This window comes from Streptomyces sp. DG1A-41, from assembly GCF_037055355.1.
GTDB lineage: Bacteria > Actinomycetota > Actinomycetes > Streptomycetales > Streptomycetaceae > Streptomyces.
In genome coordinates this window covers 40,207-53,112 of sequence record NZ_CP146350.1, presented here as the reverse complement: position 1 = coordinate 53,112, position 12,906 = coordinate 40,207, and the positions used below count along the sequence as shown (strand labels likewise).

Annotated in this window: 7 protein-coding genes and 3 pseudogenes; 4 read left to right on the top strand and 6 right to left on the bottom strand. The window is 68.9% G+C overall.

Features of this window, described 5'->3' with window-relative positions; translation table 11 throughout:
- Positions 1-8: 8 nt before the first annotated feature.
- The gene (locus V8690_RS00260; protein ID WP_338775277.1) at positions 9-1,742 is read right to left on the bottom strand and encodes an IlvD/Edd family dehydratase; all 1,734 of its coding nucleotides are present in this window, start codon (positions 1,740-1,742) and stop codon (positions 9-11) included.
- Between the two features lie 151 nt (positions 1,743-1,893).
- Here V8690_RS00260 and V8690_RS00255 point away from each other — a divergent pair, with 151 nt between their 5' ends.
- A complete protein-coding gene (locus V8690_RS00255) occupies positions 1,894-3,210 on the top strand; it encodes an MFS transporter (protein WP_338775276.1) in 1,317 nt (438 codons plus the stop codon).
- 492 nt (positions 3,211-3,702) lie between these two features.
- Here the strand turns inward: V8690_RS00255 and leuE are convergent, their stop codons facing one another.
- From leuE to V8690_RS00240, 3 genes and pseudogenes are all read right to left on the bottom strand, one after another.
- A complete protein-coding gene (leuE, locus tag V8690_RS00250) occupies positions 3,703-4,353 on the bottom strand; it encodes a leucine efflux protein LeuE (protein ID WP_338775275.1) in 651 nt (216 codons plus the stop codon).
- Positions 4,354-4,403: 50 nt separating this feature from the next.
- The gene (locus V8690_RS00245) at positions 4,404-5,897 is read right to left on the bottom strand and encodes a radical SAM protein (protein ID WP_338775274.1); all 1,494 of its coding nucleotides are present in this window, start codon (positions 5,895-5,897) and stop codon (positions 4,404-4,406) included.
- 485 nt (positions 5,898-6,382) lie between these two features.
- Positions 6,383-6,712 (bottom strand): annotated as a pseudogene (locus V8690_RS00240) (ATP-binding protein); the annotation flags it as partial.
- Between V8690_RS00240 and V8690_RS00235 the strand changes: the two are divergent.
- Positions 6,713-7,573, top strand: a pseudogene (locus V8690_RS00235) (PP2C family protein-serine/threonine phosphatase); the annotation flags it as partial.
- A gap of 294 nt (positions 7,574-7,867) precedes the next feature.
- On the opposite strand, the gene V8690_RS00230 reads toward V8690_RS00235, so the two are convergent.
- Positions 7,868-9,103 (bottom strand): sugar ABC transporter substrate-binding protein, encoded by a 1,236-nt coding sequence (locus V8690_RS00230; protein ID WP_338775273.1) that lies wholly within the window; start codon positions 9,101-9,103, stop codon positions 7,868-7,870.
- 73 nt (positions 9,104-9,176) lie between these two features.
- Here V8690_RS00230 and V8690_RS00225 point away from each other — a divergent pair, with 73 nt between their 5' ends.
- The gene (locus V8690_RS00225) at positions 9,177-9,590 is read left to right on the top strand and encodes a hypothetical protein (protein ID WP_338775272.1); all 414 of its coding nucleotides are present in this window, start codon (positions 9,177-9,179) and stop codon (positions 9,588-9,590) included.
- 430 nt (positions 9,591-10,020) lie between these two features.
- Positions 10,021-11,280 (top strand): MFS transporter, encoded by a 1,260-nt coding sequence (locus V8690_RS00220; RefSeq protein ID WP_338775271.1) that lies wholly within the window; start codon positions 10,021-10,023, stop codon positions 11,278-11,280.
- A 375-nt stretch (positions 11,281-11,655) separates the two neighbouring features.
- On the opposite strand, the pseudogene V8690_RS00215 reads toward V8690_RS00220, so the two are convergent.
- Positions 11,656-12,890 (bottom strand): annotated as a pseudogene (locus V8690_RS00215) (MFS transporter).
- Positions 12,891-12,906: the final 16 nt, after the last annotated feature.

Genomic DNA, 12,906 nt, shown 5'->3' with positions numbered 1-12,906 from the left:
GCCCGCGCTCAGAACGCCTGCCGCGGCGGTGTCGAATCCGTCGAACCCACCAGGAAATCCAGATCGGCGCCGGTGTCCGCCTGGGTGACGTGCTCGGTGTACAGCCGCGTCCAGCCGCGCCCGGCGACCGGGGCGGGCGGTCGCCAGGCCGCCCGGCGCCGCGCCAGTTCCTCCTCGCCGACCAGCACGTCCAGCGTCCGCGCCGGCACGTCGAGGCGCACCGGGTCGCCGGTGCGCACCAGCGCCAGCGGGCCGCCGACCGCGGCCTCCGGCGCCACGTGCAGCACGCAGGCGCCGAACGCCGTACCGGACATCCGGGCGTCCGACACGCGCACCATGTCGCGTACGCCAGCGTCCAGCAGCTTCTTCGGAAGCGGCAGGTTGCCCACCTCCGGCATGCCCGGATACCCCTTCGGGCCGGTGTTGCGCACGATCAGCACGGTGTCCGCGGTGATGTCGAGGTCCGGGTCCTCGGCGACGGCCAGGTAGTCCTCCAGCGCGTCGAAGACCAGCGCCGGGCCCGTGTGGCGCAGCAGGCGCGGCTCGGCCGCGGACTGTTTGATCACCGCGCCGTCGGGCGCCAGGTTGCCGCGGACGACGGCGGTGCCGGTGCCCGCCGGGAGGACCGGGTCGGTGAGCGGCCGGATGACGGCCGGGTCGTGCACGCGGGCGCCGGCGCAGTTGTCGAGCAGCGTGCGGCCGGTGACGGTCACCGCGCCGGGGTCGAGGTGGTCGCGCACGCTGTCGATCAGCGCGGGCAGGCCGCCGGCGTAGGCGAACTCCTCCATCAGGAACCGGCCGGACGGCATCAGGTCGACCAGCAGCGGCAGTTCGGCGCCGAGCCGGTCGAAGTCGTCCAGCGTCAGCGGCACGCCGAGCCGGCCGGCGACCGCCAGCAGATGCACCACGGCGTTGGTGGAGCCGCCGATCGCCGCGTTGATCCGCACGGCGTTCTCGAAGGCGGCCCGGGTCATGATCCGGGCCGGTGTCAGCTCGGAGCCGGCCAGCTCCACCGCGCGCATGCCGGTCTCCTCGGCGAGCGTGCCGCGCCGGGCGTCCACGGCGGGCAGCCCGGAGGCGCCGGGCAGCATCATGCCGAGGGCCTCGGCCAGGCAGGCCATGGTCGAGGCGGTCCCCATGGTCATGCAGTGGCCGGCCGACCGGTTCAGCGAGCTCTCGAACTCGGTGAACTCCTCCTGCGTCACCGTGCCCGCGCGCAGCTCCTCCGTCATCCGCCAGATGTCCGTGCCGGAGCCCACCGCCCGCCCCCGGAACCGGCCGTTGAGCATCGGCCCGCCGGTGAACACGATCGCCGGCACCCCGGCGCTGGCCGCGCCCATCAGCGCGGCGGGCGTGGTCTTGTCGCAGCCGGTGAGCAGGACGACCGCGTCCAGCGGGTTGGCGCGGATCTGCTCCTCGATCTCCATGGCGGCGAGGTTGCGGTAGAGCATGGACGTCGGCCGCAGGAACGGCTCGCCCAGGGACATCGCCGGGAACTCCAAGGGGAAACCGCCGGCCTGCAGCACGCCCCGCTTGACGGCCTCCGCGATCGGCCGCAAGTGCCCGTTGCAGGGCGTGAGTTCGGAGAAGCTGTTGCAGATGCCGATCACGGGCAGGCCGTCGAAGTTGTGGCCGCCCCGGCCCATGGCGCGCAGATGGTGCCGGGCGATGAAGCCGTTCTTGCCGCCGTCGCCGAACCAGCTCCTGCTGCGCAGCGGCGGGCGTGGGGTTCCGGTCGTCAATGTCGTCCTTCCGGTGGCCGCGGGCGGGGGTCTTCACACGGGGCGCCGTGACCAACTCGTGTCCTGACGACCCCTTCAATGGTCATATCAAATCACGTTAGCGTCTGCGCTCGTCCGGCTGCACCACCCGTGCTGTACGAAGGAGAACCGCATGGAGGCCACGACGATGAAGGCGGTGACGTGGCGGCTGATGCCGTTCCTCGTCCTGCTGTACCTCGTCGCCTACGTCGACCGCTCGAACGTCGGCTTCGCCAAGCTGACGCTGCAGGAGGAACTGGGCCTGTCGCACACGGCGTTCACCCTCGGGCAGGTGGCGTTCTTCGTCGCGTACGCCTGCTGCGAGGTGCCCAGCAACGTCTGGCTGGAGCGCTTCGGCGCCCGCCGCTGGTTCACCAGGATCATGTTGGGCTGGGGACTGGTCACGGTGCTGACCGCCCTGGTCTCCACGTCCTGGCAGTTCTACCTGGCGCGGTTCCTGCTGGGCGCCGCCGAGGCGGGCTTCTACCCGGGCGTCCTGTACTACCTCACCAAGTGGTACCCGTACCGCTACCGGGCGCGCGTCATCGGCTGGTTCATGCTGTCCCAGCCCCTCGCCTTCCTGCTCGGCAACCCCGTCATGGGCGCCCTGGACGACCTGGACGGCACGCTCGGCCTCGCGGGCTGGCAGTGGATCTTCGTCGCGACCGGCGCGCCCGCCGTGCTGCTCGCCTTCGTCACCCTGCGGTTCCTGCCCGACGGCCCCGGCGAGGTGCGCTGGCTGGACGAGGGGCAGCGCGGCTGGCTGGCGGCTGAACTGGCCGAGGAGGCACGGCGGTCCGGCGGCGGCCACGGCAGCCCCCTGGCCGCGCTGCGGGACCGCCGGGTGGTCCTCCTCGCGCTGTTCTACCTCTGCTTCCCGCTCGGTGCCTACGGGCTGAGCTTCTGGCTGCCCACCATCGTCGACGACTTCGGCGGCCTCACCGGCACCCAGACCGGTCTCGTCACCGCCGTCCCGTACGTCTTCGTCGCCCTGGGCCTCTACGTCGTGCCGAAGCTCGCCGACCGTACCGGCGGCCGGTACCCGTGGATCGCCGGGACCGCGGCGACCGGGGCGGCAGGACTCGCGGCCAGCGTCCTGGTGGACGACCCCGTCCTGCGGATGGCCTTCCTCAGTGTCGCGGCGCTGGGCATCTACTCCGGCCAGCCGGTGCTGTGGTCCCTGCCGTCCCGGTTCCTCACCGGCGTCCAGGCCGCGTCGGGCATCGCCCTGATCAACGCGGTGGGCAACCTCGGCGGCGGCTTCGGCCCGATGGGTATCGGCGTGGTCGTGGACCGCACCGGCTCCGCCGCGGCCGGCCTGTGGGTCCTGGTCGCCGCGATGGCCGTGGCCGCGGTGGCGACCTACGGCGTCAAACGCGTCCTGTCCCGCCCCGCGCCGCACCCGCACCCGGCGGCCGACACCACCGGACGGGCGACGGCACGCGGCTGAATCCGACGGCACCCGCGGGGCGATACGCGACCCAGGCCCCCGGCCCGCCGGTCGGGCTGGGTCACCGGTCCCCTCCCGGCCCTCGGTCCGGTCGGGGCGCCGGTCCGGCAACGAGCTGCCTCCCCGACAGGTCGCTGGGGTAGGGCCGTGAGGGCTGCATGATGCCTGGGTATGCGGTGGCGGCCGATCTGAGCAGGGCGTGGGCGGGGGTGTTGGGTGCACCGGGGCGTGCGTTCTCGATCTCGGGTGAACCGGTAGGTTTCTAAATGAGACAGGAGCTTTGGTAAGGTACCCGGCGCATAACTGGTCTGCTGATTGCCGCAGAAGCCGTATTCCCGGCGGATCGCTTGGTTCGGCGCTCGCGCCCGGTCGCTGAAAATCGCTATGAACCGCCCGATAGGCGTGTCAAACGCTCACTTAGTCAACCGTTACCGCATCCGCACCGGCGCACGTTGGCTGTCCCCCGCGTTGTGCGGTCGGCTCCCCGGTACGTCAGTTGCCCGTAGTGGCGAGCTTTGCCGCGAACCCGAGGAAGAGGGCGCCGGCTCCGCTGGTCAGCCCCGCCGACAGTCGCCGCCGACGGCGGAACTGGGCCGAGAGGTACGTGCCGCCGAGGATCAGCAGAGTCACGTAGCTGATGCTGATCACCTGGTAGATCAGCGCGAGCAGTCCGAAGGACAGCGCCGGGTGCGGATAGGACGGGTCGACGAACTGCACGAAGAAGGAAATGAAGAACAGGATCGCCTTCGGGTTGAGCAGAGTGATCAGCAGCGACCGACGGAACGGCCGCTCGCCGTCCTGGGCGCCCTCCGGCCCCTCCTCCGGTGCTTCCACCTTGCGGGTGCGCCACATCTCCCATGCCCCGCGGATCATCCCGACCGCGATCCAGGCCAGATAACCGGCCCCCGCGTACTTGATGAGGGAGAAAACGAGTTCGTTGGCACGCAGCAGCGAAGAGAGCCCCGCGGCGGTGAGCAGCATCAGCAGGGCCTCGCCGATGAACACCCCCGCCGCGGCCCGGTACCCGGTCCGCACACCGCGCCGCGCCGCCACGGACAGCGTGTAGAGGGAACTGGGCCCCGGCAGCAGAATAATGAGGAGCGTCCCCAGGGCGTAGGTGGAAAGGTTGGACACTCCCAGCATCTGCTGCTCCCTCCGTGGCGGCTGCGGCTGCCCGGCGTCGTCGCCGGTAACTAGCCGACGTTGTTGCCGGTGCGTACGTTGTGCGACATGACCAACTGATCGACATCCGCGATCCGTTGAAGAGCGTAGTCCTCGGAGATGTGGGTGAAGTTCTCGGCCCATGCGGCCGCGAGTTCGTCGATGTCGAGCAGGTCCTGCTCGCCGAACCTCTTGTAGAGCTCCGATCGCTTCTCGGGGGTGATGACGATGTCGAGTTCGGCCAGGTACGCGTCGATCTCCGCGCTGGTCTTGAAGAACGACGGCTGCTCGTAGTCGACGAGCAGGTCCCACGCCGGACTGTTGGGCAGGGGGATGAACCGGGAGAACTCGACGGACGACAGCTCGACCTCGCCCAACATTTGCCGAATGCCCTCGATCGTCCGGTCCAGCGTCCGCGGACGTTCGCCCGGTGCCCCCGCGATGTATGAGGCGTGCACGGAGATCCCTGCCTTGTTGAGCAGTCGGATCGCCTCCAGGTTCGTCGCGTCGGTGGTCTTGTTCTTCCGCTGCGCCTCCAGCATCTCGGGGTCGGCGGCGTCGAGCCCGATGTTCGCCCGGGTCACGCCGAGGCGGCGGCACTTGTCCACGTTGTTGCGTTTGGTCAGACCCAGCGCTCGCGCGTACACCATGATCTCCAGCTCACCGTTGTCGATGCGGCGACGGAGGTGCGGGGGTGTGGCGTCGATGAGGGCGTCGACATAGCGTGGGCTGGCGGTGAAGCTGTCGTACACCTCGAAGAAGAGGTTGATACCGAATTCTCGGTTGTAGATGTCCACCGCCTTCCAGAATCCGCCCGGTTCGCCCGTGTTGACTGTGAGATCGGCAATGCTGCAATAGGTGCAGCGCTTGTATCCGTTCTCGCAGCCGCGGGCGTTGTTCACGGTGATGGGTATGACCGTGTGGTCATGCAGATGTCCGAACTGCTCCCGGTAGTTCCGGGCGTACACGTCGAGTTCGTCGCGTATGAATGCCAGATCCGGAATCGTGTTGCGCTCGGCGAGCGCGTATCGGGGCGCCGGGTTGGAGACGACCGTTTCACCCTGACGGTGGACGAGCGAGGAGACGCCCGTCAGCGGGGTGCCGGACAGTAGCGCGCCCACCAGCTCCACGAAAGGCGTCTCGCCCACGTCGTTGGCGACGATGTAGTCGATGGCGGGCCGGTTTACCAGGATGAGCTCGGGGAAGAAGCCAGCGTGGTCGTCGCCGAGAACCACCTTGGCGCCGATCCGCTTCGCGGTGTCGGCGATCTTGAGGGCCTCGCTGTAGGTGGGTGTCAGGGCGCTCACTCCGACGAGGTCCGGCCCGAAGTCCCGCACTTTTTTCTGCACTTCGACGGTGTTACTGATGCCTCCGTCGACCACACACACTTCCACCTGGTCGCGGAAGGCGTCGCGTATCGCCGTGGCCAGCTGGATGATGCCGATATGTGGATAGCAGGCGTAGTTGGACGCGTTTCCGTTCGCGGTGGGGTTCGGGGCATTCGCGAGCAGCACCTTGAGCGGCATTCATTTCCCTTCGCCACGAAGATCGGCCCTCGATCATGACGGTAGAGATGACTCGTGTCAGCCCGGTTGATGATTTTCGGCCACCCGAAGGGCCGATCCGATTCGGACACGCTCTGGGAACCTGAAGGGCGTTGGTGTGTGGCCCCTGCAGGCATTCCCCCTGGCGTGTGAGTGGATGCACACTGGTGGGAACCGTATGAGATCAGCCGGTCACGCACCGCTCTCCAGTAGGTCAAAATTCAACCACACTCGGCCGAAAGGGCGTCGTCTCTGTCAAACAGCAGCGGGGCTTGGAGAGCCTGACGGTCGGCTGAGTCGGACGGCGGGTCACCAGGGCGATGGCCGTCCAGGTGATCAGGGCTTCGCTTCGCTGCGCTGCGGGAGCCGTTCGTTGTGGCGGACCAGACGGCGGCGTGCATGATCCAGCTCTGCAGATACCAGTCGTCCGTGGCCAATGACCACGTCAGCGGAAGGCCCGGGTGTGGTCAGGAGGCTGCGGTGGCCTGCTGGCGGGCTTTGGTGTGGGCGAGGCGGTAGGAGTCACTGCCGGTCTCGATGATGTTGCCGCCGAAGGTGAGGCGGTCCACGATGGCCGCGCAGAGCCGGGGGTCGGTGAAAGTCTTGGTCCACGAGGAGAACGATTCGTTGGAGGCGATCGCCACGCTGTTCCTTTCCTCGCGCTCGGTCGGAACCTGGAACAGCAGTTCGGCGCCGCGCCGGTCAAGCTCCATGTAGCCCAGCTCGTCAATACAGAGAAGATCGACCCTTCCGTAACGGGCGATCGTCTTGGTCAGCAGTTTCTCGTCGGCGGCCTCGTGGAGGGCCTGGCGTCGCTGGTGGGCATGCTGCTGGTCTCCAAACGCCACCACAGCGACTCCTACGCCCGCCTCAGCCGTGTCAGTCCGATGTCGGTGTCCGCGGAGATGCAGTTGACGCTGATGCCACCCCCGGACGTTCGCGAAAAGCGGGTGCCCATCGCCGCGACGATGGAACCCGCCTACGCCACCGCCGGTGACGCCTTCGACTACGCCCTGGCCGGGCACACCGCTCACCTTGCGGTCTTCGACGCCATGGGCCACGACACCTCCGCCGGACTGACCGCGAACCTCGCCATGGCCACCTGCCGCAACCAGCGACGCCAAGGCTGCGGCCTCGCCGAAGCCAGGGACGCCATCGAAGCCACGCTGATTGAACAGTTCTCCCACACCCGTTACGCCACCGCAGTCCTGGCCGACCTCGACCTCAGCACCGGTGTCCTAACCTGGATCAACTGCGGCCACCACCCGCCCGTACTGATCCGCGGCCGACGCTGGACCACCCATCTGACCTGCACCCCCACCCACCCCGTCGGTACCGACCTCGGCCTTCCCACCACCCTGTGCCGCGAGCGGTTGGAGCCCGGCGACCAGCTGCTGCTCTACACCGACGGCATCATCGAAGCCCGTGACGCCAAAGGGCGCGAGTTCGGCCGCGACCGCTTCGTCGACTTCGTCATCCGCCGACGGTCTGGCGGCCCGAAACCCTGCGCCGTCTGGTGCGGGCCGTGCTCGAGCATCACAGCGGGCACCTCACCGACGACGCCACCGTCGTGCTGTGCGAATGTGACGGCGCCTCGGAAGCGGCCGCACCCCATCGTGGACCATGGCCCGCCCGGCTCGATGTCGCCGATGATCTGACTGATGAGCTGCGGGCTCGGGCAGCGAGCGGGGGACGACGGGCGCGGGTCGATGCCGCGGGCTTGGTCGGCGGCCAGGCGTCCGGCGCGGCCGCCCAGCAGACGCTGAACGGTGGCGGCCGGGTCATGCCGTGCTCCGGCGTCATGCCGCAGGGCTGACCGCTCAGCGGTCCGTACGGATACCCCGGAAACTCGGACCGAGCCCGCGACGCCTGGGCTCCGCCTCCGGCTCTTCCTGCGGCCCGCCCCCTTCCGCGATTCCGTCCACTCGCCTTTCAGTCCAGGCGCGCGCCGGTCAATCCTGCCCGGCCTGTCTTTGCACCTGTTCCAGGACCTGTTTCGCGGAGCTTGCCCCGTTGAAGAGATTGACCCCGTGCTGGTTGAGCAGTTCGTTGACCCGCTCCCAGTTTTTCGTAGTACGCAGGGGAATCGCCGTGGCGTTGGCGGCTTCGAGGACCTCTCGGGCACCGGCGATGCGGGCGTTCTCGTACCACGCGTGCTGTGCCGACTCACGTGACGGATAGGCACGTCCCACCTCGCCGAGCCACTCCAGCTGCTTCTTGGCGGTCATCAGCGTGATCGCCTTGAACGCCCGCTCCGGGTCCGGGCAGGACTTGGAAATGCCGAACCCGGAACCGGCCGAGTACGTCCTGGTGCCACCCGGGCAGGCGGGAATCGTGGTCAGGCCCACCTGGAAGCCGGCCTGGTTCTTCAGGTTCAGCAACGCCCAGGGACCGCTGGCACCCATGGCCACGTTGCCACTGAGGAACTGCTTCTCGGTGAACGCGGGATCGACCCCGGGCAAGCGGGGGGCGACCTTCTTCCTGGCCGCCAGGTCGGCGTACCACTGCACGCCCTTGATCATGGCGGGGGTGGTAAGCCGCAGTTTGCCCGCCCCGTCAGTGGGCTGAGCCCCGGTCTTGGTCAGCACCATGGGAAACATCCACACATCCTGAGGCGCCGCCACGAACCCGTATGTCCGGTCCCCGGTCAGCTTACGGGCGACCGACTCGAACTCGGCCAGGGTCCACCCCGGCTTGGGCTCCGGCACCCCCGCGTTCCGGAAGATGTCCTTGTTGTATGTGAGGATCACCGGGCCGACGTCGTACGGCAGCGCGTACTGCTTCCCGTCGGCACTCAGCCCCTCCATGACGGACTTGTCGAAGTCCGTCACATCGAACTTGTTCTTGGCGATCAGATCGTCGAGCGGCAGCATGCCCTGGGTGTAACCCGTATTGCGGAGCGACTGCATCGAGACGATGCAGGGCGCATCGCCGCTGCCGAAACGGGCGCCCAGCTTAACGAAGTAGTCATCAAAGGACGAGGTCTCGAGCTTGATCGTGAGCTGCGGATCTTCGCGGGACACACGGTCCGCGAGTTCATGCCAGACCCGCAGTTCCTCACCGCCGTCGGCCCACATCGACCAGGTCAACGTCCTCGAACCGCCACCGTCGGCTCCACACGCCATAACCAGCGTCCCGGCCAGCGCTGCGGCGACGGCTGCCCTCGCTGCGGTGCGCAGCCCTGTCATGACACGTCCATGGTTCCCTTTAGTGACAATATGTACGCATTATGACATAGGGAACATTGTGTGCCTGTCGCTCGTGGGATGTGCGGGGGCCGACATCGTCCTCACCGCCCCCGAGGTGCGGTTGCCGCTGTTGTTCCTCGAGGCCGACAACTGCACCGAGGCCGCGAAGACAGCGGCGAAGTTCGACAAGTACATGCGCCACTCCCACCGCAAGGCGAAGGACACCGACGGTCAGGACAAGCCGATGTGGCGCACCCGCTCGTCCACCCACGATCCCCGGTGGGGCGACGCGTCGCACCCGCCGGTCCTGCTCGTCTTCAACCCGATCGGCAAGCGGTCCGCGCTCAAGCAGATGGAGAAGGTCGTCGACCTCACCCCGAGCACTGGGCACGGCGACTGGAACGGTCTCGTCACAAGGCCGAAGGACGCGCCAGTCGTGCAACCGACGTGTGACGTCACCGAGCGGCCTCCTGCACAAGCGTGTTGACTCTGCGATCTTCCGCAGTCACCCGTGACACTTCTGACCCACAGTGCGCTGTACGAGGTGGCCCCACCGATGTGGGGCATGGGGCCCGTCCTCTGTGGAGGGGGTACGCGGGCTCCGACGTGCAGGGACAGGCTCGTTCCCCCCCCGTGACGGGACTGTCCCTGCATCAATGACCGTCAGCGTGCAGCGGCGGTAGGGCATCCCGCATCGGTCGGACACGAGTAGGTAGCGGAAGGCGGCCCGACAGCCTTCGCGGCTGGCGGTACGCGGCAATGCCGCGCGCCCGAGAGGGTGTCGGCGCTGCTTCGCGGAGAGAGCAGGACATGCAGTAGAGGGACAAATCGGCCACTCTGCAGTCACAACCTGTGGCGGCAATCGACATGAACGACCGTTGCTCCGGTGAGACACAAACGAAGTACTGCCCTACCTGATGACTACTCTGGTCCGATCCGCCGGTCCCCGACATGCCCGTCTCCCGGAGTACGGTCCGTCGCGGCGCATCTACTTACCCCGCCTCGCCGATGCCGCCGCATCGTCCATGGCCACGTACACCATCCCGCTGCTGGTGCTGGCCACCACCGACTCGACGTCGCTGACGGGGATCGCGTTCATGCTGGCCTGGGTGCCCCGGCTGAGCACGTTCGGTATGGCCGGCTCGGCCGTCGACCGCTTCGGCGCCGCGCGGGTCTTCCGGCTGGCCGCGACCGCCCGGGCCGGTGTTGTCGGCCTCTCCGCGCTGGTCCTGGCGTTCGCGCAGGACCACACCGCAACGGTCGTGGTGATGCTGCTCGCCGCGTGCACCGGCTTCCTGACCGAGTTCAGTTACATCGCGGCCGAAAGCGCCGGCGCGGAGGCCAGCCGAGAGGCCGCCGACGGGGCCCATCGCGTCCAGTCGGTCCTCCTCGGCATAGACCAGGGCGCCGCCCTCGCGGGACCCGCGGCGGGCGGCCTTCTCCTGCAGTGGACCGGTTCAACAGGGATGCTCGCCGCCATCGGCGGGTTGTCCCTGCTGGCGGCTGCCATCACCCCGCGGGTGCGCGGAGCCCGGCCGACTGCGGCCATGTCCCTCACCGACAGTCTGCGGACCGGGTGGTCGACTCTGCGCGCGCTGCCTGCGCTTAGGTGTCTGGTGGTGGGGCTGGCCCTGTCCAACCTGGCGCTCGCTGTGCTGGAGGCCGCCGTTCCGGTGATTCTGGTGAAACAGCACGGTCACACCAGCGCCTCGGTCGGCGTGGTGTGGTCCGCCGCAGCGGCGGCCTCCCTTGCGGCGATCGCGGTCTGCCGGTTCGCCATCGACCGATGGGGCCTGTCCTCAGTGGGACGCGTCGCCGCGTGCGTGGCGTCCCTGACCTGCTTCGCCCTCGCTCAAGCCGACGCCTATCCGACGTACCTTCTGCTGATCGCTGCCTTCATGGCGGGAGACGGCGTGCTCACCGTCGTCCTGCGGACCCTGCGCTCCCACCTCATACCCGCCGCGGTCTTCGGCAGCACCCTGTCCCTGACCGTCCTGCTCCTGCTTCTGCCCTACCCCCTCGCCGGCATCCTGGTCGCCACCACACCCCCGGCCGCCCTGGATCACGTCATTACGGCCTGCGCCGTCCTCCAAGCCCTCGGCCTCGCCATCGCCTTCACCGTCACCAAAGACCCGCGGACCCGCAGCGGCGGCCGGCACCGAAAGTCCCGCCCATGACACCTGCTCGGCCCTGTCGTCCCAGGCCGCCGGAAATCGACGAGGCTGGCAAGTGCGCGGAGGCGCGGTACGAGCAGGGCAGCGGCGGCGTGCACACGCCGACATGGGCCGCCAGCGCGCAGGCGTGGAGTACCTCAGCCCTGCCCGTGTATTACAGGAAGCGGCGAATGGGGGCGACGCCCGCCTCCCGCTGTCGCCGCGTGGCGGAGCGGCGTCCAGCGGCCCTTCTCCATGGACGCCAGCCGGGCCCTGCACAGGTGCCCGACCGGGGGCCGGAAAAGGGCGCAAAACCGCCTGCTGCTCGGGCTGCGCCGACAACCTGCGGCGGTGGCGACCCTTACTGTAGGGAGCAACGGGTATTGGCCCGCCCCGTGATCAGGAGCGGGCCGGATTGGAGGCGGCGGAGTCGAGAGCTACGGCGGTGTCGGCTCGCGGCACTGAACGGTCGGCCCGGTGTACCTCGCCCCACCAGCCGACCCCCGTCAGCACCAGGGTGAGGCCAACTCCGGCCAGGATGGCTGTGGACGGTGCCACCACCTTGAGGAGGGCACCGGCGAGCGACCCTGTCGCTGCGTACCCCGCACCCGCCGCTGCGTACATCACCGAGTAACCCGCGGCCAGAGCGCCCGGCGGAAGTGCCTCGCACAGGGACAGGTTGCGGGTGAGCATCGCGCACGACTGGAGCGTTCCCCCACGACCAGCGCGACAGCGATCCCGGCTGGCTGAGGCGTCAGCGCCGCGAGGGCAACGCAGGCCGATGTCCCGGCCATCAGCACCACGCTGCGGGTGCGCAGCCGCCCGGGCCAGGACCGAAGACCGTGGACGAAAGCACCGAGGCCCCCGCCCACCGCCATCCCGGTCAGTAGCGGACCTGACCAGCCGACGCCGACGCCACGTTGTTCGAGCAGGGCTGGCAGCACGAGTTCAGCCAGACCAAGCAGGGCCAGGCTGGCCGCGCCCATTACATACACCGGCCAGGCGCCGCTCAGGAGTCGCAACAGCGACGCGCTCGCCCGCTCCTCGCCGCCCGTGTCGTCCGTGCCCCAGCCGGCCGGAAGCAGCCACAGGCCCGCGACCGACGACGCCATCAGGGCACCGCCAAGGAACAGCGGGACGGGCGGTGCGACACCGAGGGCCAGGCCAGCAACCGCGGCCGGGGAAACGGCCCAGATGCCGGCCGTCAGTATCGACTCGACGGACAGCGCCTGCGCTGTCGCACGCTCCGGGACGAGCACGGTGAGCAGCGTGCGCAGGCCCCCGGTGGCAGAGGCCGGGGCGGCACCGGCGAGAGACGCAAACCCGGCGAGGACCGCCGGATGCGCGTCGCGGAACACCCCGAGGCACGCGAAGGTGGCGGCTCCGACTGCGAGCCCGACGGCCAGGTGAGCGCGAGCGCGGTCGGGGCGCAGGCGCATCCCGAGGACGGGGGCGCCGGCTATCTCGCCGATAACGTAGGCCGCCGCGAGAATCGCGCCCAGGGAGTAGCCGCCGGAGCGTTCACGTACCAGGAAGACCATTGCCAACGGGGCCATGGCCACCGGCATGCGGGCGCCGACGGTGGTGCAGGACCAAATCAGGACCTGCTTCGAGGCGACATCGCGGTAACTCATGGGACGACGCTAGAGG

Bases quoted from the DNA above. Each gene is read 5' to 3' on its own strand.
- V8690_RS00255 (WP_338775276.1), top strand. From the start codon at position 1,894: ATGGAGGCCACGACGATGAAGGCGGTGACGTGGCGGCTGATGCCGTTC.
- leuE (WP_338775275.1), bottom strand. From the start codon at position 4,353: ATGCTGGGAGTGTCCAACCTTTCCACCTACGCCCTGGGGACGCTCCTC.
- V8690_RS00230 (WP_338775273.1), bottom strand. From the start codon at position 9,103: ATGACAGGGCTGCGCACCGCAGCGAGGGCAGCCGTCGCCGCAGCGCTG.
- V8690_RS00220 (WP_338775271.1), top strand. From the start codon at position 10,021: ATGACTACTCTGGTCCGATCCGCCGGTCCCCGACATGCCCGTCTCCCG.
- V8690_RS00245 (WP_338775274.1), bottom strand. From the start codon at position 5,897: ATGCCGCTCAAGGTGCTGCTCGCGAATGCCCCGAACCCCACCGCGAAC.